This is a genomic window from Paenibacillus sp. FSL R5-0713, assembly GCF_037973325.1.
In the GTDB taxonomy this organism is placed as follows: Bacteria; Bacillota; Bacilli; order Paenibacillales; family Paenibacillaceae; genus Paenibacillus.
Genome location: NZ_CP150229.1, coordinates 6678181 through 6699972 on the forward strand (window position 1 = coordinate 6678181; position 21792 = coordinate 6699972).

At 44.9% G+C, this 21792-nt stretch carries 18 protein-coding genes; 3 read left to right on the top strand and 15 right to left on the bottom strand.

Going from position 1 to position 21792, the window contains the following annotated elements:
* Nucleotides 1–14: 14 nt before the first annotated feature.
* The 4 genes from MKZ12_RS29615 to MKZ12_RS29630 all read right to left on the bottom strand — a co-directional run bounded on the left by MKZ12_RS29615 (nt 15) and on the right by MKZ12_RS29630 (nt 6136).
* Entirely contained in the window at nt 15–779 is a 765-nt protein-coding gene (locus MKZ12_RS29615) for a leucine-rich repeat domain-containing protein (RefSeq protein WP_339258052.1), read from the bottom strand.
* 100 nt (nt 780–879) lie between these two features.
* Nucleotides 880–2739, bottom strand: coding sequence for a hypothetical protein (locus MKZ12_RS29620; RefSeq protein WP_339258054.1), 1860 nt, complete (start codon nt 2737–2739; stop codon nt 880–882).
* 11 nt (nt 2740–2750) lie between these two features.
* The gene (locus tag MKZ12_RS29625; protein ID WP_339258056.1) at nt 2751–5042 is read right to left on the bottom strand and encodes a glycosyltransferase family 2 protein; all 2292 of its coding nucleotides are present in this window, start codon (nt 5040–5042) and stop codon (nt 2751–2753) included.
* Nucleotides 5042–6136 (bottom strand): bifunctional glycosyltransferase family 2/GtrA family protein, encoded by a 1095-nt coding sequence (locus tag MKZ12_RS29630; RefSeq protein WP_339258058.1) that lies wholly within the window; start codon nt 6134–6136, stop codon nt 5042–5044. Before MKZ12_RS29630 ends, MKZ12_RS29625 begins: the two co-directional genes overlap by 1 nt.
* Nucleotides 6137–6373: 237 nt before the next feature.
* Between MKZ12_RS29630 and MKZ12_RS29635 the strand changes: the two genes are divergently transcribed.
* A complete protein-coding gene (locus MKZ12_RS29635) occupies nt 6374–7096 on the top strand; it encodes a YheC/YheD family protein (RefSeq protein ID WP_339258060.1) in 723 nt (240 codons plus the stop codon).
* Between the two features lie 107 nt (nt 7097–7203).
* On the opposite strand, the gene MKZ12_RS29640 is transcribed toward MKZ12_RS29635, so the two are convergent.
* The 6 genes from MKZ12_RS29640 to MKZ12_RS29665 form a co-directional block, all read right to left on the bottom strand.
* Nucleotides 7204–7536, bottom strand: coding sequence for a hypothetical protein (locus tag MKZ12_RS29640; RefSeq protein WP_339258062.1), 333 nt, complete (start codon nt 7534–7536; stop codon nt 7204–7206).
* Nucleotides 7537–8321: 785 nt separating this feature from the next.
* Nucleotides 8322–9746 carry an MFS transporter gene (locus tag MKZ12_RS29645; RefSeq protein ID WP_339258064.1) on the bottom strand — a complete coding sequence of 475 codons (1425 nt, stop codon included), beginning with the start codon at nt 9744–9746 and terminating at the stop codon, nt 8322–8324.
* 103 nt (nt 9747–9849) lie between these two features.
* Nucleotides 9850–10437, bottom strand: a complete 588-nt coding sequence (locus MKZ12_RS29650) for a TetR/AcrR family transcriptional regulator (RefSeq protein ID WP_339258065.1) — start codon at nt 10435–10437, stop codon at nt 9850–9852.
* Between the two features lie 107 nt (nt 10438–10544).
* On the bottom strand, nt 10545–11006 hold the full coding sequence (locus tag MKZ12_RS29655; RefSeq protein WP_339258066.1) for a nuclear transport factor 2 family protein: 462 nt from the start codon (nt 11004–11006) through the stop codon (nt 10545–10547).
* 143 nt (nt 11007–11149) lie between these two features.
* Nucleotides 11150–11488 carry a hypothetical protein gene (locus tag MKZ12_RS29660; RefSeq protein WP_339258067.1) on the bottom strand — a complete coding sequence of 113 codons (339 nt, stop codon included), beginning with the start codon at nt 11486–11488 and terminating at the stop codon, nt 11150–11152.
* 204 nt (nt 11489–11692) lie between these two features.
* Nucleotides 11693–12706, bottom strand: coding sequence for an LLM class flavin-dependent oxidoreductase (locus MKZ12_RS29665; protein ID WP_339258069.1), 1014 nt, complete (start codon nt 12704–12706; stop codon nt 11693–11695).
* 267 nt (nt 12707–12973) lie between these two features.
* On the opposite strand from MKZ12_RS29665, the gene MKZ12_RS29670 reads away from it, so the two are divergent.
* Nucleotides 12974–13312 carry a MerR family transcriptional regulator gene (locus MKZ12_RS29670; RefSeq protein ID WP_339258071.1) on the top strand — a complete coding sequence of 113 codons (339 nt, stop codon included), beginning with the start codon at nt 12974–12976 and terminating at the stop codon, nt 13310–13312.
* Here the strand turns inward: MKZ12_RS29670 and MKZ12_RS29675 are convergent.
* From MKZ12_RS29675 to MKZ12_RS29695, 5 genes are all read right to left on the bottom strand, one after another.
* A complete protein-coding gene (locus MKZ12_RS29675) occupies nt 13309–13854 on the bottom strand; it encodes a 50S ribosomal protein L25 (RefSeq protein ID WP_339258073.1) in 546 nt (181 codons plus the stop codon). The genes MKZ12_RS29670 and MKZ12_RS29675 overlap by 4 nt on opposite strands.
* A 1-nt stretch (nt 13855) precedes the next feature.
* Nucleotides 13856–13987, bottom strand: coding sequence for a hypothetical protein (locus tag MKZ12_RS29680; protein WP_339258074.1), 132 nt, complete (start codon nt 13985–13987; stop codon nt 13856–13858).
* Between the two features lie 233 nt (nt 13988–14220).
* Entirely contained in the window at nt 14221–15339 is a 1119-nt protein-coding gene (locus tag MKZ12_RS29685; protein WP_339258075.1) for a GNAT family N-acetyltransferase, read from the bottom strand.
* 203 nt (nt 15340–15542) lie between these two features.
* Nucleotides 15543–17666: a 5'-nucleotidase C-terminal domain-containing protein gene (locus tag MKZ12_RS29690; protein WP_339258076.1), complete on the bottom strand. Its 2124-nt coding sequence runs from the start codon at nt 17664–17666 to the stop codon at nt 15543–15545.
* A gap of 222 nt (nt 17667–17888) precedes the next feature.
* Nucleotides 17889–20570: an Ig-like domain-containing protein gene (locus MKZ12_RS29695; protein ID WP_339258077.1), complete on the bottom strand. Its 2682-nt coding sequence runs from the start codon at nt 20568–20570 to the stop codon at nt 17889–17891.
* A gap of 527 nt (nt 20571–21097) precedes the next feature.
* Between MKZ12_RS29695 and MKZ12_RS29700 the strand changes: the two genes are divergently transcribed.
* Entirely contained in the window at nt 21098–21724 is a 627-nt protein-coding gene (locus MKZ12_RS29700; RefSeq protein WP_339258079.1) for a hypothetical protein, read from the top strand.
* The last annotated feature ends 68 nt before the right edge of the window (nt 21725–21792 follow it).

The window sequence follows — 21792 nt, forward strand, 5'->3', positions numbered from 1 at the left end:
AGCCGAGAAAGAACTTACTGCGCCTGATCCGTATCATCGCTTACCAAACTTACAACGACGCCTTTCTTCTCCAGTTTCTCTACTACCTGCTCAGCACGATCATTTAACGGATTGTTCGCCAGATACACCTCTGTCAGATGTGGGATGGTTTCGAGCACTGCAATATCCTTAATGAGGTTATCTTCTACATATAGATACTCCAAGGTCGGATGATTTTTTAAAGGTGTCAGATCCTGAATTTTATTATCATTCATAATGACCCATTCCAACTTTAATTTCTGAAGAGGACTCAGATCAGTCACCTGATTACCACTGGCGAGTAGACTGGTCAGCTTACGCATATTTTTTAATGGAGCTAGACTTTTGATTTTGTTATCGTCCATAACCAGATTTTGCAGATTGGTCAGACCTGATAGTGGCGAGATATCTGTAATCTGATTGCCCTCAACCGCTAAGAACGTTAATTTCTTTAACTTGTTGAGAGGTTTGATATTTTTTATATTTTGGCCAGGCAAGAATAGATCTGTCATATTAACGGCATGTTCAAGACCTTGCAAATTAGAAATCTTGCTTTTCGTTTCCATAGCATATATGGATTTTAATTTCTTCAAATCGCCAGCCTTTATTTCCTTCTTAGCGGGCAGCTTCAAATCTGCTCGAATAACTTTGGCCAGGACCGGGTCCTTAATAAGCGACGACGCAGCCAATACACTCGTTGTTGGTAATAGAACTAACACCAAACATATCACGATCAAATTTCTGATGAATGAATTACGCATATAGAGTCTCCCTACATTTTATACTGGCAATACACCGTTATCTGGAATGAAATGAATGGATACTGCCTTTATCACGGGCAGGATTACAACACCTAGGATCTCAAGTACGTGTAAGAACGATCTGATCCCCGGAACGGGTTATTTTGTAAATACCCTCCTGCATGTCGATGCCATAGTGCTTTTTCAACAAATACTTGGCGTTGAGATCCGTCTCGACGACCACCAGATAATCGTAGCCGCTCAGAAGGTTGTCCATATTGTCCTCATAGAACAACACGATCCCGTCCACATGTGGAGCATACAAGAAATACTTTCCTACATATTGCATGTAATAGTTCGTGACCTGCTGGTTCCTGTCTGAGGCGTAGAAAAGATATCTATTCTCATCCTCCTGCCCGCCTGGGTACCACCGATCACCGGTAACCGCATGAACCTTGTAAGGGAGCGTTGTATCATAATTTTTGGCGATAGACAAGATACCATTGTATTCCGACAAAAGAATGGTGGCTGCAACCGCCATACAGCCGATAATGCCTTTTTGATAATGACCCTTCGTCTTGACCGTCTTAAAGGATTGATAATCAGGCACTTCACCGATCCGATAGTGGAATGAACGCTCCAGGTCGATCGCAGCGCACAACACCAGCCCACCGGCGAACAGCACCACGATACTCGATGCATAGCGCTCAAAGCCTGCCAGAACAATGGCCTCGTCGAGAGGCATGGAGAAGAGATATAACGCCAGAATACCTGCATAATACAGTAACACTACAACGTCCAATGCAATTAATGCTTTCCATAAGTTCCACTTCTTCTTGAGTACAACAACGGCAAATATCGAAGCACCGATCGCTACAATCTGGAAAAGTACAATGCCGAGCACAGGCCTGGACGTGATATCCATGCTTGATTTCAGGAAGAGCGTCAGAATCTCCCATTTCTGTTCTCCCGTCTTGCCCGCTTTGATCACCGCCGCTGTTCCCTCGAACTTGTTATCAATCCCTTGGAATACCGTCGCCATTCGCCAGCTCCAGCCGAAATACGGAAGTAATGAACCACCAAGGGTACCCAGCACAGTCAGTCCGACTTTCCAGTTCGAGCGCTGCCCATTTCTCAACCACGTATACACCAGGAAGATTAGGCCGATTGCGGCGAAAATAATCCCTGTGCTTTTGATAATGGTCAGCAATCCGGCAAGCGGAAGAACAACAATACATGCCTTTATGATCTCATTCCGATATTGGTATATCACCGCCAGGATCGCGAGCGCGTAAATCGGAAGCAAGAAATCCACGAGTAAATTGGTAATCCGAATCGTAAGGTTGAAAAAAGAAAGCGTAGATAACCCGAGTCCGAGAAACGCGTACAGGAGAAAGCGTTTCTTCTCCGAAACGATGCCGAACATGGCATAAAAACAGGAAAAGATCAGCAGACCCTGTGCCAAAAGCATCACGGACTGGGAATGCCCCATGAAGCGACAGACGTAATAAATAAATGACGAAGTCCCCAGCGGATAGTTTTTAAAATCAATCAGGCTAGAGTCTGGTGTCGGAAAGGCATTCGTACTCAGCATCTGCTTCACCACAATGGCCCAGTGCGAAAAGTTATCGTAGTGTGTCAATTCATTTTGGAACAGAATCAGCAAAAAGATGAACGTTCCGCCCAGAAAAGAAAACTGAAATAACGAGAACAATACATTCGGTTTGGTTTTGGTCCCTTGTCGGACAGCTCGAACCAGCGTACCTCTAACAAACACCAAGCCTAGTATCAACACAATGATACTTCCTATAAAGAGCTGACCTGCCAAGCCAGCGAAATATACGATGCAGGCAATCGAGGAAAACACAAATACAGGGATAAATTCCCACCGTAGTGCAAGTGTCTTCCGAACAAACTGCATATAACCAACAAAGGAGATTATCAATAAAACTCCCATCACAAAATGAAGCACAATGAGCATTGTTATCTCCCCTAACCTTCTCTGGTGGAACGATCGGAATGTGGCTCAATCAGATCCGTCAACAATTGGTCGATCAGGCCTTTCTCCACAATATCATCGATATTCTCTACCGAAAGAAGTACTTCGTGCTCACGGGCTGTCGTTTTCCCCGTATGTTGCAAAATGACTTCAATATTACTCTTCGTATAAAAAGTAACGACCGCTCCCGATGCAATATCACCATGAAATCCCTTCGCGGAGAAGAAGCGATAATTGAAGCTGCGCAGCGTACAGCTGGCACCATTGGTGAAATGCACTGGAAGCTGAAGGGAAAGCCGCGGCATTTTCCGCTGATCCGATCTGGGTTGTACAATCCGTTTTTTCACATTACGTAACATATCGTCATAAGCCGTATCCCACATGTTCATCTGCTCTGGCAACGAGTGTTTACGGTCATAGATGATCTGCATATATTGGCGGTTATCATGCTCATCCACAGGCTGAACCGTTGCGGAGTAACGCCAGCCCTCTCCATCCTGTTTTACATACACGATGACTGCATCGAGGTTCGCTTCATATCGCTCGGTTTTGACAATCAGAGAGATGGTCTTCTGCTCAGCCAAATAAATGGGATAAGGCACATAGAAGGCAATCCCTTGTTCGGATACATCCACCGTCTTGGCCTGATATCGCAGATTGTTGGCTTGGTCGTGAATCGTAACATCTTCCTGCGCCCGAATCCGTTCTGTCTCCCGATACGCACGACGGCCAATCATGAAGAACAGGGCGTAACATAGCGCGATCATGTTATGAACCAGCCAGAAAATAATAATACTGCTGAAGAACAGCGCGATCCCGTACTTGCCGTTGACATACCGAATCACGGCTGCAATGGAGAGCAACAGCAGGAAGATATGCGGAAGTGCATATAACAGAGAAGACATCCATTGTCGACCGTTCGCTCTGCTTTTGTTGGTAACCTTGAATTTTTTCTCGCGAATGCCCACCGTTTCCAGGAGAACAGGCCAGATCAGATAAGGCATAAATATCGTATCGATAACCTGGCTCCATCGCTGATTCCGAATATTGCTGGACAGATATCGCATGGATACACTGTAGAAGAAGTAGGATGGGAGCCAGAAAATTAAGATTTGCCAGAAGGTGGTATTCACAATCTGGAAGTCGAATAACGCAAACAAAATAGGCGCCAAAATGAAAATCAACCGGTTAAAGAAGGACCACCAGTATAAGAAACTACTTAAGTAAGTCACTCTTGTCCAGAAAGGAAGCTTCCCGGATACGGGTGCACGCGTATTCTGCAGGCTCTGAATAATGCCCCTTGCCCAGCGAATCCGTTGCTTGATCATGCTCTTGACTGTGGTTGTCGTCTGCCCGGCAGCCTGAACCTCTTGAGTCGCATAGGTAATATAACCTTCCTGCTGCAAGCGGATGCTTGTCTCAAAGTCCTCGGTGATTGTATTGAGCGGAAAACCTCCGATGTCTTCCATACCCTGCCGGGAAATGATCGTATTACTGCCTGTATAGGCTACCGCATTGGAGGCATTACGCAGGATGTTCACTTCCCTGGAGAAGAAATCCTGTTCATTCGGAATACCTTGCTCTGCATACAGATTAAACTGGAATAGATCCGGATTGTAGAAGCTCTGCGGCGTCTGTACCAGCCCGAGCTTGAACGTAGGGTCCATCTCATCCTCGCGGCGAAGACGCCATTCCTCATTCTCCTTAATAAAGGTGGAGAGCATAAAATAGGGGACCGTTTTCATCAAAAAGGTGTGCTGTGGAATCATATCGGCATCAAACGTTGCAATGAGCGGAGAAGAGCTTTTGCTCAGGGCGTTATTTAGATTACCAGACTTGGCATCCTTGTTACCGGGGAACCCCAGATATCCTACACCAAACTGTCTGGCAAGCTCCTCCACCTCAGGTCTTGCTCCATCGTCACAGATATATATATGAACCTTCTGCTTGTCGGGGTAATCCATGAACGTACAGGCATTAACGGTTTTATATAACAGATCAACGGGTTCATTATGGGTAGCGATAAATACATCCACATCCGGATAATACTCCGGCGGGACGATTGGAAAGTCGAGCTGTGTACGTTCTTTTTGCATCTTCTGAAAGAATAATTCAAAGGTTGTCAGTACGGTGACCGTTTCAGCCACAATCAGCAGCATACCGAAGATGACGTTCAGCACGCCTTCACCCCATGGTAATGTAAAGAACGTACGCCATACCAAATATATCGACATCAGGATCATCGTGATGATAAAAAAGATATTCTGCCTTTTTTCGTTTTGCACTACAACTGCTTCCTCCTTGCTGCAAATACCCATCTTCGCTGCAATTGGAAACTGAGCAGGAACAGCAAGGCATCACAGACGAATTTCGCCAATTTCTCATCTACGAAGAGAACGGTATGGAATAGATATACGCCGGTACTGGAAAGCAAGATCACCACTCCGCATAACGTTAGATAGCGCCATAGACTTCCCTGGCTATCTTCCTTGCGGAATACAAAATGTCTGTTCAGTACATAGTTGACGACAATAGAAATAATTCTCGCAATCACGGTTGCGAGCAGAATCCTTAGATAATGCTGTTCACCCAATACGGGCCGCAACGCATCGATCAAAAACCAGGCAATGCCCAAATCGACAACGGAACTGGCCACCGATGATGAAATGAACCGCAGGAAATTGGAGAACAACACCCCCATGACCCGAGCACTATCCTGAATTGCTTTAAAATGAGTTCCTGCATTGCCATTTTCATAAATAACTTGGATTGGCATGGTATGAATCGGTATGCCGGATTGAATGCACGAGATTAGCATCTGAAGCTCATATTCAAATCGAATACCGCGCACATCCTGCATAAACGCAAGCAGCCCTGGACCAAATGCGCGAAGTCCTGTCTGGGTATCGGATAGCTTCTTGCCATAGAGCATGGCAAAAATAAAGGAGGTCATCCGATTGCCGAACAAAGACTTTGGCGGTATGTCCCCCTCACTAAAGTTCCTTACACCAAGCACCAACGAGTCTGGATGAAGCCTGGCTTCTTGGGCTATACGGTATACATCTTCCGCTGCATGCTGCCCGTCCGAATCGGCAGTAACCACAAAAGAAGCCGCTCCATATTGTTGTGCAATATAACGGAAGCCTGTCTTGAGTGCAGCACCTTTTCCCTGATTGTCCGTATGTCTCAGCATCGTGCATCCGTTCTCTCCGAGTTCCTCGAAGATGTGCTGATATGCCTCACCCGATCCGTCGTCTACAATGACAATATTAATAAATCCATAGTCTCTCAATTGACGGACATAGGATAGAAGTCTCTCATCTGGTTCCAGCGATGGAATAAGGATGATTGTTCCGTCCTTTTGTTCAGTTGTAATCATCCTAATTAAGCCTCAATTCGACATATTTTCTCAAAAATCTGGTTTGAATATTGTGAGTATACCATCGTAGGGTTGGACAGTAAACGAACAAGTTCGCAATCTCGAATCTCCATGAAAGTTGTAAAGTATGCAGTGATATGCACTGACTCTCCGCTCCAATTTAGACCAATGACAGCTTATATGGATGACTTATATAAATTAGAATGAGTATAGACCCTTAAAAAGGCAGTGATTTCGATGTTATTTCAACGAGACAAATGGTTGCAGTATCGCGCGCTCAACAGTGTGCCCTTACTCGCCGAGCGGTTACCCGAGACACAGCTTCTTGAGAAGGAATCCTTAACAAATATGCTGCAACACTACCCAGGCTTAGTCCTGAAACCTTGCAATGGAAGCTATGGAAGGGACATCGTGTTCATTGAACGTCAGCGTTCCAATACCTATCGAATTCAGAATGAGAATCATACCATTACCCTGCTGAATACAGATCAGCTGCTCGAATGGCTCGACAAATCCTATAAAGATCGCACCTACATTGTTCAACAACGCCTGCACCTGGCTCGAATTCGCAACAAACCCTTTGATCTTCGAATCATGGTTCAACGCAAAAAGGAAGCTCCCTCGAAGTGGAAAGTAACTGGCGCTTATGCCAAGGTCGCATCACGAGGATATCTGGTCACGAATGTGGCCAGCCGTACCTTGCCTGCACTTAAGGCACTGCAACTCGCACGTGTCGGAGGCCGAACTTTGCTGGTCCAGGCAGAACGAACTGCACTCCTCGCTGCCAAACAACTGGCAGAACACAACCCTGATCTTAGACAAGTCGGCTTTGACATTGGAATCGACCAGAAAGCTCGGATTTGGATTATTGAAGGTAATTATCAACCAGACTTGCGCCCTTTCCGGCGCTTGAAAGATTCCTCCATGTATCGCCGCATATTATGGTATCAGAAGCATTGATTCGTTATGTCATGATAAGTAAACGACTCGCCCTTAGTAGACTGGGCGAGTCGTTGCTTTGGGTTGAATGGGGAATACTGCTCAGATTACGTCCGTATCCTGAATTCTTATTTCCGGCAACCTCGTCTCGGTGTACTTACTACACGAGTAACCTGGAAACGGTTTGGTCCTATCTGTATGATGGCAAACTGGCTGTAAGACGTGCCCGAGGACGTATACGGTTCAGCTTCGATGTTGCCACTCGGTGTTCTAACCGTTGCCGTAATTCTTGTCACCAAGCACGCTCCACGTGAAGAAGCCTGCCAAGTCTCATCACGCTGTACCGCATAGTTGTCATCGCTGCAAAATAGAGATGCATACTCTACTCTTCCTGTAGCAGTAAATGATGTGGAATTGTAAATTCGAACCGGGGGATAACTGCGAACTCTTCTATTTCCCATTCTCAAAACCTCCTTTAATTTGATAGTTTATTGAATGCAATAGATTGGGATTTGGTCAGGGATAGAAGTGGACAAGGCTGAAAAAGTGTGTTTGTCCGATGGTGGATAGGAAGCTGGTAGCTTGATGTCGTAACTCACGAAAAAGAACCACCCTTTACTGTACAAGGGTGGTTCGAGAATGATAGACCTACGGTTACTATCATTGTAATGAGCTAATTAGGTCGATATGGAATATCGTAGATGGTCGTAGTTCCCGAATACGGATGCTTCTATTCTGCCTCCTCCGCCAACCATGCTTGCATACCTATTTGCCATGAATCACAAGTCCATATTTATTGAACATCCAGGATTGGCTCAAGTCGCGCATGAGACTTAACCCATAAGTTTGCCATTTGGCAAGCTTATGCTTCCAAAAACTCATGGCAAACTTATGCTTCCAATGCATCCATCTACAAACACACATTCCTATTTCGCTTAGAATTAGTGTTTAAATTGCCCGTTTCAGGTCCTTTATGAATTACCGATTGCGGGAAGTAACTCCTTCATAATGAACAATTTGAGTTAGGAAGTTATAACTATGGTTTTAAATGAAATCATTAAAGTCAAAGAAGCCAACTACTACGATTGACTTCACATGAATTTATTGAGCTATCATTTCCCGTTAGCTTAATGAACTCTAGTCCACGTCAGTACTTACTTACAAATAAAAAAGCAAAAGACCCCGAGAAACGATTCTCGGTCTTTTGCTTTTTCCAATATCCATATATAGCTTGACGAGCTGTGCATCAGTGGGCTACTTTCACTTGATTGTCGGCCGACGGTTTAGCTTGTTTCAAAGCTAGGAAGGCAACTACGATGCCTAGTAGGGTCGTGGCAGCTGCGATAAAGAACGCCGTGTGGATTGCATGATTTAAATCAGCTGGAAGCATGTGTTCCAATGTTGCCCCTGTTCCTAGACTCGCTGAAATAATAGCCATAATGACCGCAAGTCCGATCGCTCCACCAATTTGCTGGCCGGTTGAGATTAATGCCGAAGCAACGCCCTGCTCTTTCGGTTCAATGCCTGCACTGCCTGCAATAAACATGGTCGTGAACACTAAAGCCTGACCAATACCAATGACGACTGTACCTGGGATGATTCCCCATGCCGATCCGGTTTCCGATAGCCCCGTCAGCATCAGGAATCCGATCACGCCTAGTCCCATCCCTGTTGCAATGGTACCCGCTACACCCACCTTGCTTAACATCCCGTTAATCAGCTTAGCCCCAACAAAAGCACTAAGTGTCAAAGGCAAGAAACTAAATCCGGATTGAATGGCTGAAAATCCAAGCACACCTTGGGTATACAAAGTCATGAAATAATACAATGAACCAAATGAAGCCGAGAAAAGAAATGCGATAAGTGCAGCTCCCGTCAGATTACGATTCCGGAACATCCGGAAGGAGATCAGCGGTTCTTTTGTACGTTTCTCGATCAAGACAAAAGCCAGTAACATCAGCACGCCAATCAAGGCAGCTGGAAGTGTGGTAACACTGCCCCAGCCTTCAACCGGTGCTTGGATTAGATAATAGACAACAAGTAACAAACCCGCAGTCACGGATACCGTTCCGGCTGCATCATAGTGTTTCGTGGTTACGGACACTTTGCTTTCTTTCAAAACAAACGGTGCAAGAATGACAACGAGAAGTGCGATCGGCACATTCACCAGGAAGGTCGCTTCCCATCCGATATAACTTGTCAGAACCCCTCCTAGCAGCAAACCAAGCGACATCCCCACTCCGCCCATCGCGGCCCAGATGCCCATGGCACGGTTTCGTTCAGGTCCTTCCTCAAAATTAGACATAATCAGAGACAACGTTGCTGGCGACAGTAATGCTCCACCCAAACCTTGCAGGGCTCTGGCTATGATCAACATCAGTTGGGACTCTGCCAGTCCCCCAAGCAGCGATCCTAATCCGAAAAGTCCGATGGCAATCATAAACATGCGTCTTCTGCCCATCAGGTCCGACAGTCTTCCTCCGATCAGCAGGAAACCACCGAAAGCGAGCGAATATGCACTAACCACCCACTGGAGGTGATTGGCGGAGAAGCCCAGCTCATTACCTAAGGACGGCATGGCTACAAATATAATCGTATAATCCAGTGCCAAAACCAACTGTGAAATGGCTAGAATGAATAAGGCTAAACCTTTAAATCGCGTTGAATTCATCTTCTTAATTCCTTTCATTTGCAGACAACAGTCTGCAACCTATAATAATTTTTGACCATTCGATCTATTTTGAGAAAAAAGGAATGAAGCACCGTATGACGCTTCATCCTTGTTCCAATACCGAAAGTGTAATGGTTGTAATCTGCTCAATCACGAGCGGATCGTCCGTTAATTTTGCGACTTGGGTGAGCCCATATCGTGAATGGTACAAGTATCTTGCCATTGCACGCATATCCTGCTCCGGACTGAACTCCCCCTGCTGCTGACCGCGTATCAACGCGTCGTACAATGCCTCTTCCAATCGAATTTTATCCTGTTCGAAAAGTTCAGCAATCTCTGGATCATGCGGCACCTGATCAATCGCACTATAGAGAATAAAGCACTCCTTGCGGCGCTGCTCGTCTCTTAATGTGTCCCCAATGACGGTAAATATATCCCTAATCGCTTGCTTCACGGGTGTCGTTTCTGCCAAATATGCGACCACTGCCGAGGACTTTTCGTCCACGTAATGTTTCGTTGCTTTCAAAAACAGATCCCGTTTCGTACCATACGTATCGTACAAGCTTTGACGTGCAATACCTAACCCATCGAGTAGAAGGTGCATGGAGGTGCCTTCATAGCCATAATGCCCGAACACCTCCATCGCCTTATGCAGCACGAGATTCGTGTCGAATTCTTTGCTTCTAGCCATATGGATAACCCCCTTTCTCATCCTCTATGCTAACGATATTAGATCGTTCAGTCAAGAAGAGGCGAGTGGTGATTTCCAGGATAGACCTCCCGTCGACCTGTCTTGGGTTAATCCGAGAAACGAACTGCATCATTTACACTGCCGACCGACTCAATGGCCACAAGTGGATTCCAAAAATCCCGGTAGCGTGTAATCAGCCCATCTTTGGTCTCCACCACGCTGATATAGGTCTGGTTGTACGGGTTACCCGTTTCCCGGTGCTTGCCAACTGACTTAAACTCAGCCACTACCAGCTCCGGATCAATCGTCAGATGGAAGTGAAGATCGGTAAACTGGACCTCAAAATGTTTCGGGAAGTTCTGCATGTAATCGTATAGCTCCGCTTTACCTTCCTTGCGATCCGGGAATCCGGCAGGTCCATACGGGAACTCCAGCACGCCATTCTCTTCCCACAGGTCTACCCATGCCTTAATGTCTCCGCCGGACAGGTGCTTCAGGTGGTTGCGGAAGGCTTGCTGTGCTCTTTCACGTACGATTTCTACTTCTTGCGTCATCATTTGGTTTGTCATGGTTATATTCCTCCAGTGAGTTGTTTTTAAAATAGATCATTCAGTCCAAAATATTCAAAAAAATTGTCTATCCTACTCTGACACTTCAGTACCCCCGACATTAGATAAAATCAATTGAAACGATTGGTTACTAATTCATTTTCTTAAACTTCTCTAAGGTGAATCGCAGGCTTTAGGAGCGGTGAACTAAAGTTGAACCAAAAATCCCGATAGTGCTTAATGAAGCCGTCTTTTGTCTCCACGACACTAACGTACGTCTGGTCATGTGGGCTGCCTGTCTCCCGATGCCATCCAACTGCCTTGAACTCCGCAATCACAAGCTCCGGATCAGTCATCGGATGAAAAACCAGCTCTGTAAAATTCACGTCAAATCGCTTCGGGAAATCCTTCATGTAATCATACAACTCAGATTTGCCGATCTTCTTTTCCTGAGATCTTTCTGGACCGTAAGGAAATTCGAAAATGCCATCTTCCTGCCACAACTCTACCCAAGCCTTTATATTGCCACCAGCTATATGCTTTGATGGTTGCGAAATGTGTCTTGCGCTCTTTCCCGAATGTGTTCCTGCGTCAAACTTGCTTCGCGAATCATCTTTGATTACGACCTCCTTTTATTTTTGACTATTCGATCTAGAATCATCATATCATTACCGGAACGATTGGTCAATAATTATTTTCGTCCTTTTTTATGACCAGATTTCCTTCACTGTTTCAGCCACAATCTCAAACGATCGCTTCCGAGCCTGATGATCATAAATGTGGCTCGTGATAATGAATTCGTCCGCTTCTGTTGCTGCATAAATAGCAGGCAGCTTCTCTCGAATAGTCGTCTGATTACCAATAATACCGAAGTCCAGTTGTTTGGAAATAAGCGCCTTCTCCTGCGGTTGCCATAATGCATTCATATTTTCCACCGGGGGCTGGAGTTTATCCGGTCGCCCGTGCAGAAGGCTTAAGACCTGCTGCGCTTCTGAAGTAGCAAGGTAGCGTGCTTCATCTACGGTGTCAGCTGCCATGACGGTCAATCCTACCATTACATAGGGATCTGCCAACATTTTTGAGGGGATGAAGGAACTACGATACGCATTCAGCGCATGATGCAATCCATCTGGGGCAAAATGGCTCGCGAATGCGAACGGCAAGCCGAGGCGTCCTGCCAACCGCGCACTGACATCACTGGAACCCAACAGCCATATTGGAATGTTCAGCCCTTCACCAGGAACTGCACGTACACCTGAATGATTCGATTGGTTTGAGGCATCTAGATAAGTACGTAATTCGTTCAGCAGCTCCGGAAATTCCGCTCCGTTAGCTCCTAATGTTCTCCGCAGCGCTTGAGTTGTTCGCATATCCGTGCCAGAGGCTCTACCCAATCCCAAATCAATGCGTCCTGGGAACAGCGATTCCAATGTTCCGAACTGTTCAGCGATGACTAGCGGCGCGTGATTGGGCAGCATTACACCGCCGGACCCCACTCGTATCTTCTCAGTACCGTTTGCGACATGCCCAATAAGGAGTGAAGTAGCCGAGCTAGCAATTCCCGGCATGTTATGGTGCTCAGCGAGCCAGAACCGATGGTAGCCTAGCTTCTCAGCGTGACGAGCGAGATCCAACGTACGTCCGTAAGCACCCTGGGCTGATCCGCCAGCCAATATCGGAGCCAGATCTAGCACAGAAAGTTTAGGTATCCATTTAGACATTTCAATTCAACCTCCATTATAATTTGACCATTCAGTCTAGAAAGAGCAAAAAAATAAATACTTTCACATTTCTTTGATGGCACGATGCTAATTAATCATTTATTGTTTGCCCTCTTTCTGATTTGAGTATATCAATTCCAGATCGAATGGTCAATAATAATTTTTATATTTTTATCATACTCGATAGGCTCAATAGATCCTGCCTAATTTGAAATCCAATCATCCATGAAATATATTAAAAAATATATGATTGAAGGGAAGGAACTTATGGCTAAAGAATTGTTCACGATCGGACACCTTGCTGAAAAATCGAATTTGTCTATTCATACCATACGATTTTATGAAAAAGAAGGATTAATTCCTTTTATTGAGCGGAGCCCCACCGGCTACAGACTGTATGAAGACGAACATATTGAATGGCTGCGCTTTATTAGCTATTTACGGGAAACCGGAATGTCCATATCGAAATTGAAGAGTTTTGTAGAACTTACTGTTGAGGGAGATGGAACTGCAGCTAAACGAATCACTATGTTGAAAGAACAGCGATTTTTTATCGAGAAACAAGTGGATACACTGCTCCAATATATATCAATGATTAATTGTTAAGGTTTAACTACAGAGAGAAGAGACTCATTTCCCTCAGAGATCACTGTTACATCTGGTGCAAACGTTGCATCACGTACATGTAGCGTTTCTCCAAGTTCCATCGCACTAATATCAAATTCGATCGACGTTGGCAAGTGTCTCGGCAAGGCCTCCACTTCAATAGAAGCTAATTGAACTTGCACGACTCCGCCCTGTTTTGTGCCGATCGGTGTGCCGTTGAACTTGACGGGAATTTTAGTGCGCATGATCTCATTCGTTTGCACCTGTTGAAAATCCACATGAAGCAAATCCCGTGTAACTGGATCACGTTGGAGGTCTTCCAACAATACGGTCAATGCGCCTTTCTCTTCAAACTGCAATTCAATAAAACCAGTTGCCCCTTGCTTCAACCATTTTTGAAAATCTATTGTTGGAATATGAACCATCTCATTCTCCGTATTTCTGCCAAAAACAATACCTGGCAAACGCCCGGATTTACGTAGATCCCTAAGTCGGGATGAATTTAATGGAATGCGGTTTTCCGCTTGAAAAGTAGTAGTCATGCTATGTTCGCTCCTCTTTATTAAATGATATTTTTACATTTTTCATACACATCCAACCATCCCCTGTTGGGGCTAAAGAGAGAAACATAGCATCACCACCTCCAAATACCATCCATTTGATTTTAAAATACATTTAATGTAAGCTCCCATGATATACATGAAGGCACTCTACTCGGAAGAGTAGAATGCCTTTGGGATGCCTCAACCCTATCATAGAAACACTTTTTTGTCGATTTAACCCCAAAATATGATCAAAAGTGTCTCCATCCAGTCCGCGTCGTTGATCAGCATAGAGACCACCCCAACGATGGAGTAGCCTTCATATCCTCATCTTGATTTATACTTCCTCAATACTCGTTGGATTCTTCAGAATTTATCGATCTTATACCAGAATATCGGGAGTGGAAACCACCCAATGGGCGCAGCAACTGCCATATAACGACCATGTTGTGTAAGCAGAAGCGCCTGAGCCTGCTGCTTATCAAGGACAATGGCATCGGTCTTAGCAGATCGCTCGACAGTCACACCACTCGCATCCACTCGCGCAGTAATCGGCTGACCGTCCATGACTGCTGAGAATTCTCCCTCTACTATTCCTGTGGTTTTGAATTTGAGTGTCAGATATGCCTCCAGTACATTGGCAAAGTCCAGAATATGATACATATCCGATGTTTCAATAACATAGTCCTCCGCAATGTTGCCAAGTGTCGTATTCAGCGGTATGTCATACTCCGGCGTAAATATAGATATACGATCCGATCTGCTATGTACCATATAAGCCTTAATCGTCCGCGAAATATCTGCCGCATTTTCCAACGCAAATTCAGATATTTCATCGCCTGTTTCGTTTACAATTAGATACCCAATAAGTTTACCTTGATCCAGAACGCCCAGCGCATTTTGATGGAGGCTGCCGAAAATAAGCGGCAATTGCTGCACCGTACGTTCAACATAAGCAAGCCGCGAGGTGTTGATGTTATGTGCAAAGGACTCTGCTCCTTCAATCTCGAAGAACGGCCTGAAGGATATTCCTGTGTCGTTCACATGTTTTAAGCCATGGCGCACATTGGCCTCTCCCACGATATACTTGAGCTTTACACCGCCAAGCGTGAAGCCAAAATACTCATATCTCTGCCGCTGGCCATATAATACAACCATATCACACGTATTGCGTAATTCCTCAAGCCACATGTCCATGAGCACCTTCATATGTCCTTCGCCACGCGCCCGTGGATGGACCGATACAGTACCTAAATAGCCGGTTCGCAGGGTATAGCCACATACCGTCAGGGGCTCTGGAAAAACAGCTACCTGCGCGCGCAGCCTACCTTTCTCATCTACAGCTACCTTATGCATGGCAGAAGAATCAACGTTCTTCCCATACCCTTTTGGCATCAGGGTTTCAAAATCCAAGTGAAAAGCATAGTTGGCTAAATCGATACATTCTTCACGCTCATCTGGAGTTGCCATTCTGTATTCAGTCATTTGCCCTATCCTTTCATAACATCAATATTGATAAACAGCCTTCCAAAACATAATTCTAGGGGCATATTCAATATCCTGCCCAGTAGCGTAGAAGAGATCGACCACATGTAAACATGAAAAAAACACATCCTTAATTGGGATATAGCCTTCTCCCAATCGGATGTGTTTTCCTGCTTTCATATAAGGTTTAAATAAGTTCTACATTATGAAGCTTTAGCTGCAACTGTTTTCTCAATTAATGCTTTGGCATCATTAGTAGTAAGGCCTTGTTTTGGTTGAAGTGATTTTTGATCTGTTCCACCCAGAATACCTTTACTAATCAGTTTTACCATAGGCTTCATTGCATAGGCAGACACGGATTTACCATCTTCGAAACTAGCAATAATCGTGGCAGTCTCTTTATCGGTCGCTTGACCTTTTACCAATTTAGCAAGAATTGTAGCAGCTTCCTCGCGTGTGATATCCCGATCAGGATAGAAGTTTCCACCGTAGCCCTGGATGAATCCAGCATGCGTAGCTTCAGCAATCGCATCTGCATAGGTCGCATCAGCCGCTACATCCTTGAATGCAGGTGCTGTAGTTACTTCATTTAATTTCAACATATCCACCAGCGCACTTACAAATTCAGCACGAGAAATGACTTCTGTAGTCGCAGGTGTTTCTGTTGGCTCAGTAGATGCAGCAACGTTAGTGATACGTCCTTCATTTTTGGCTTCAATGTTACCGCCTTTAAATGTTTTGACAATGTAATCGTAGAATACATCCAGATCGATCGGACCTGCCAAGGATGATTTGGCATCCATCAGCACTTTATAGTTGTCTCCGCCTGCAGCCATGAAGTTGTTAACGACAGCCGTATATGTTTTTGCAGGATCAATGGCTGTGCCGTCTTCCAGACTAAGACCCGTAATGCGCTCTGCAACAGGCTTGTTGAAATCTGCAGCGTATTTCAAACCCGAGATTTGTAGTGTCTTGGTGTTTGGTGTGCCGTCAGCATTGGTACCCCATTGCTGTTGCAACAAGGTTTTAACCTGTTCGCCAGTCAGCTCCAGTTTCACTAATGTATTACCGAATGGTTGAATTTTCGCAAGATCAGCAAAGGTTACATCGCCTTTTGGCAGATCGGCACGAATACCACCTGGATTCATAAATGCGAAGTCAGCAGCGCTTGCTTTATCCCCAAAGTCAGCATCACGCATTGCATCTGCAATCAGGTTGCCTAGAGGCGCTTCATTATTGTAGGCATCTGTACGCAAAACAGAACCATCTGTTGTGCCCACTGGCTTCGTCAGTTCAGGGTGCTTGTCCAATGATTTCTTGATAATTGCCAATGTTTCAGGGTCTTCTTTTACACCCTCTTGGAGAGTCGTAGTAACCGTAGCTGATTTTTCAGTTACATCCCCCGTCGCAGGATCAATCATCAGCTTGATATCTTCAAAAGCCGTACCATAAGAATACGCTTGAACGATCAGCTTTCCGTTCACTTCACCGTTAGCCAAAGCATGATTGTCACCTGCAACGATCACGTCAACAGGGGAATCTGCTGGTAAAGCTTTTGCCAGATCAGCTGCTTCTCCAGTCGTTACGCCTTCTTTGGTGGTTGCTGGATCATGTGCCAACACGATGATCGTTTCTACACCTTGATCTTGCAATTCTTTTGCATATTTATTAACGGCTTCAACTTCTTCTTCCGGACTTAAGAAACGCACACCAGCTGTACCCGATGGGGATACTTTGCCAGGTGTTGATTTGGTCACTAGTCCGATGAATCCAATTTTGACTCCGCCTACTTCTTTGATTACATAAGGCTTGATCAGTGTTTTTCCGGTAGCGGTTTCAATGACGTTTGCATTAACGTAATCAAATTTTGCACCAGCATGTGTTACCTTACCTTCTTTTGGATCCAGGCCACCAAAGATCTGTGCCTTCAAAGCAGCAACACCTTGGTCAAATTCATGATTCCCCAGAGACCCTACATCAAATCCCATCATATTCATCCATTCCATGGTAGGCTCGTCGCGATCCATAGATGAGACCGGAGCCGATGCACCAACAGAATCTCCATTATGGAAGAGTAGGGAGTTTTCATATTTGGCTTGAGCTTCTTTCAGGTAGGTTGCTAGAATTGGAGCCGATCCTGCCTTTTTATCACCAACGATCGATGTGGTATCTAACTGACCGTGAAAATCATTGATTCCAATCAAGTGTACTTCTACATCATTGCCTGCGGCAGAGACTGAACCTGCTGCCCCCAGTAGTTGTGTGAGTAATAGTGCAGTAGTAGCGATACGAATTGTGCTTTTGCCCAGAACGTTTTTCCAAGACATGAATTACATAACCCCTCTCCAATTATCGATCCTGAGATATTTTACCATAGTTCAATTCAGAAAAGTCATAGAAAATATCAAATGGTTGTAAAAATATTTGGGAGAATGATAGAGAAGAGGTGTGTTTACTACTGGCTAAACATAAAGGCACCCCGCAGGGTGCCCTTATTACCTTCATATAACGGCTCATAAAATATAGAGATCGAGATATTGCTCGGTTAACTATAATTCTTTATGCTCTAACATGTTCATTAATAGAACAACGGCCTCTGCTCTAGTGGTTGGTGATTTAGGTATGAAATTATTGTTTCCCATTCCTTCGACAAGGCCAAGTTCCTTCAGCGCGGCCACAGAGGTTTTTGCCCACACAGGAATAGATTTATCATCTGAAAAAAATGTTGTAGCATTGCCTGTTGTAGGTACCTTGAGCGCTTTCGCAACCATCATGGCCATCTCGACACGTGCGATATTGGCATTCGGCCGGAACGTGTCGTCGGGATAACCGCTAAGAATGCCCTCTTGCACTGCTTGCGAGACTGCCAATTTGGCCCATGATCCGATTTCCGTTGTATCTGAGAATACCAGTTCTGCCCCAGCTTTTTGTGAATTCAACGCGTTCATCAGCATGACTGAGAACTCAGCACGTGTAACGTTCTTCCCCGGACTAAACGTTCCATCGGGATATCCGGTGATTATACCGCTGCTTAACGCTTGTTGAATTCTTGCTTCAGCCCAATGTCCCGAGATGTCGCTAAAGTCCAATTCCGTCGCCGGTTCAACTGGAGTATTCAAGATGGGCTTTCCACTAGTTTGATCAACAACAAGGACAGCATACTTCGTGAAGTGATTGACCTCGACTGTGATTTGATTCCCTTGAATAATACCTCCATCTACTTTCTCCCATGTCTTGTTCACTTCATCAAAATAAAAAACAGCTGCCGAATGATGACGCTCAAGACCTGTTGAATCAAATGTAAATGTCAGTTTTATCGGTATGAGGAAGTTCTCCGTAAAATTCTTCATAAGTTCAAATACCGAGCTGACCAGAATTTCTTTATGTGTTAGCAAAGGTTCCGTATTGGAAACTTTATCAATGGATAATGTCAGCTCACGAGATGATGCCCCTGCTGGAATTGAGATTTCAATCTCTTTGCCCAGGCTAACCAACCCTGACTTACCAATCGGAACGGTTATTTTACCTGTTGTTGATTTGACTATATTGTCTATCGGGGCGATTGGTAAAGAAGGACTGCTCGGACTTGTTGTTTGTACTGGCTGTACAGTAAAAACAGAGTACGGATTCGACTCCGTTATTCCCTGTCCTGCGTTACCTGCACCATTGGACACTCCCGTATTTTGAAGGGTGATGACATTGACCGATTTGCTCACATTCGCATGCGGGGTTAACGTTGCTGTCCACGTTACTCCCCCATCGGTTGAACGGACAGTAGTCAGTGTACCGCTTGCAATCGTCAGATCTGTGTTATCAAAACCTGACACTGCCTCAGAGAATGTGATTGTTACCAAGGATGTTTTGCCAAGAGTCAGCGTTCCATCAGCTACAACAATCGTTGCCGTTGGTCGGGAGGTATAGACTGCGTAATTATTCGAAGTAGTCGTTCCTGTGCCTGCGTTGCCTGCCATATCGCTAATGCCCGAATTATCAAGCGTGATGAAATTGGTTCCATCATCAATTCCTACAGTTGGTATCAATGTCGCAGTCCATGTTATCCCCTCATCAGATGTATGCACAGTACTCAGCGTACCGTTTGCAACGGTCAGGTCCTCATTGGTAAAGCCTGTAATTGCTTCCGAAAACGTAAAGGTGACCTCTGATGTCTTGCCGGCAGTCAGGTTCATATCGGCGACGTTAATTGTTGCTGTCGGTCTGACCGTATCAATGGCGAAGTTATTGGAATCCGTTGTACCTATACCTGTTATGCCGCTTTGATTCACCACACCCGTATTATGGAGTGTAATCTTGTTCGTTCCCGCAGTGATGCCGGCGGTAGGGGTCAATTTTGCTGTATATGTAATATTGTCATTCGTAGCCAGATTGGTAATGGATCCATTCGTCACCACAAGGTCGGCAAGCGTAAAACCGGTCACTGCTTCAGAGAAGGTGAAGGTCACATCAGACGTCTTGCCAATATTCAACGTTGAATCTTCTACGACAATCGTTACCGTTGGCCGGGCGGTATAGATCTCATAATTATTCGAAGGCGTTGTCCCCGTACCCGTATTGCCCGCAATATCACGAATACCGGTATTATCAAGCGTGATAATGTTGGTCGCATTGGTGATACCAATATCTGGCGTTAATGTCGCGGTCCATGTTATACCTCCATCGGAGGAACTAAGGCCACTCACCGTACTATTCTCTACTATTAGGTCGTCAACGCTAAAGCCGGTCACTGCTTCGGAAAATGCGATGGTGATCAGTGATGTCTTCCCAGCGGTTAGAGCCGTATCGGCTACAACAATGGTTGCTGTCGGTCTTAATGTATCAATAGTATAATTACTCGAAGAGGACGTGCCCACACCTACAATACCGCCTAGACTCATCACACCTTCGTTGTTCAGGGTTATGACGTTGGTCGCATCTGTAATATCTGGTTTAGGTGTGAGAGTTGCCGTCCACGTATAACCTCCATCCGAAGAGACCGGTGCGGTCAGTGTGCCGCTTTCCGGAACCGTTAAGTCTCCATTGTCCAACCCTTGTACCGGTTCTGAGAACGTAAAGAATACCTTTGCGGTGCTGCCAATTCCCAGCAGCGCATATTCCATCGAAATTGTTGATGTTGGAGCCGCAGCATACACCTTATCTGATGCTTTGAGACACAACAATCCTGCCATTAGGGATACCACCAGAACAATAATTCCAATCTTCTTCCTTAAATACATATGCTCCTCCTCTTAACGCTCTCTGGACTACTCAATAAAATCAATTCCCTCTTAAATACTTCAAATTTAATCTAATCAATTCGACACATACGTTCGAATTCCTATACCCACAAATAAAAATAAATCATTTCCCAAGCAGATGTCTTCCTCTATTGAAAAGATAGATTTTAATAGAAAATAATGTATTTTATCTTTTTAGTTGCTATAATGGAATAAAAAGTAATATGTTTTAAGCGTTCACATACATAGTCCACTGAATACAAGTTTCCATCGAGCTCTCACCCCTCCACTCTAGGTAACACATCCATTTACATATAGCTCATTGATGCAACTAATTTTGTCTATTAAAGGAGGTGAACCGGAGAGCGCTGTATATTTGATTTCCCTTTAATTATCATTGGGGGATGTGTTGATTGCTCTTTCACCACTCCTGACCGAACACTGCGTCGCCATATGCATGATCTGTAAGGGTTTATGGTATTACGTATGAAGTCTCAACCATTCTAAGGAATATAGGAGTGTGTCCAATGAATCATTTATTTTCCCCCAAATCTTTTCGAGTTTTTTTGGCTTGCTTGTTGATTCTTGCATTTGCCGTACCAGCGACCGCTTCTGCCGGCTATCTTGGAGATAAGCTCACGATCGGCCAAAGTATGGCTAAGGGAGACTATCTCACTTCGCAGGATGGCAGATTTTCAGCCATTTGGCAGAATGACGGGAATTTTGTCATCTATCAGAATGGTTCTTCTCTTTGGAGTAGCGGTACCAGTAACAGTGGGGCTCTTTCGTTCAAGTTTGAACCACAATACGGAAAACCTGTCATGTATAAATATGGCATGAAATATCAAGATGTGTACCAATATGGTTATCGTTATGGTTTCAACCCGGCTACAGGTAAATACGAATATTACACTGGTTGGGGATGGGATAAAGTTTTGGTGATTGATACTTCTGTACAGGTAGCTGCTTGGTCTCCCAACACCACCTCATGGATTCCAGGTCATCATGGGGGCAGCTTACCATCTAACACAACAGGTGACACACTAGTCATGCAAAGTGATGGTAATCTAGTTCTCTATAACACAACTCTGACCAATGACTATTATCCAAATAGTTGGATTCCTGTCTGGGCTTCGAATACGGGCGGTCGCTAAAAGGTAAATGGACGGGCACGGAATAACTAAAGTACAATGAGCCGCATACTTTGCGGCTCTTTTCTGGT

What these genes read in the sequence shown, in the direction of transcription:
- MKZ12_RS29665 (WP_339258069.1), bottom strand. Translation starts at nt 12,706, where the DNA reads ATGTCTAAATGGATACCTAAACTTTCTGTGCTAGATCTGGCTCCGATA.
- MKZ12_RS29685 (WP_339258075.1), bottom strand. Translation starts at nt 15,339, where the DNA reads ATGACTGAATACAGAATGGCAACTCCAGATGAGCGTGAAGAATGTATC.
- MKZ12_RS29615 (WP_339258052.1), bottom strand. Translation starts at nt 779, where the DNA reads ATGCGTAATTCATTCATCAGAAATTTGATCGTGATATGTTTGGTGTTA.
- MKZ12_RS29640 (WP_339258062.1), bottom strand. Translation starts at nt 7,536, where the DNA reads ATGGGAAATAGAAGAGTTCGCAGTTATCCCCCGGTTCGAATTTACAAT.
- MKZ12_RS29690 (WP_339258076.1), bottom strand. Translation starts at nt 17,666, where the DNA reads ATGTCTTGGAAAAACGTTCTGGGCAAAAGCACAATTCGTATCGCTACT.
- MKZ12_RS29655 (WP_339258066.1), bottom strand. Translation starts at nt 11,006, where the DNA reads ATGACAAACCAAATGATGACGCAAGAAGTAGAAATCGTACGTGAAAGA.
- MKZ12_RS29680 (WP_339258074.1), bottom strand. Translation starts at nt 13,987, where the DNA reads ATGTATTTTAAAATCAAATGGATGGTATTTGGAGGTGGTGATGCTATG.
- MKZ12_RS29630 (WP_339258058.1), bottom strand. Translation starts at nt 6,136, where the DNA reads ATGATTACAACTGAACAAAAGGACGGAACAATCATCCTTATTCCATCG.
- MKZ12_RS29645 (WP_339258064.1), bottom strand. Translation starts at nt 9,746, where the DNA reads ATGAATTCAACGCGATTTAAAGGTTTAGCCTTATTCATTCTAGCCATT.
- MKZ12_RS29670 (WP_339258071.1), top strand. Translation starts at nt 12,974, where the DNA reads ATGGCTAAAGAATTGTTCACGATCGGACACCTTGCTGAAAAATCGAAT.
- MKZ12_RS29695 (WP_339258077.1), bottom strand. Translation starts at nt 20,570, where the DNA reads ATGTATTTAAGGAAGAAGATTGGAATTATTGTTCTGGTGGTATCCCTA.
- MKZ12_RS29635 (WP_339258060.1), top strand. Translation starts at nt 6,374, where the DNA reads ATGTTATTTCAACGAGACAAATGGTTGCAGTATCGCGCGCTCAACAGT.
- MKZ12_RS29700 (WP_339258079.1), top strand. Translation starts at nt 21,098, where the DNA reads ATGAATCATTTATTTTCCCCCAAATCTTTTCGAGTTTTTTTGGCTTGC.
- MKZ12_RS29675 (WP_339258073.1), bottom strand. Translation starts at nt 13,854, where the DNA reads ATGACTACTACTTTTCAAGCGGAAAACCGCATTCCATTAAATTCATCC.
- MKZ12_RS29650 (WP_339258065.1), bottom strand. Translation starts at nt 10,437, where the DNA reads ATGGCTAGAAGCAAAGAATTCGACACGAATCTCGTGCTGCATAAGGCG.
- MKZ12_RS29620 (WP_339258054.1), bottom strand. Translation starts at nt 2,739, where the DNA reads ATGCTCATTGTGCTTCATTTTGTGATGGGAGTTTTATTGATAATCTCC.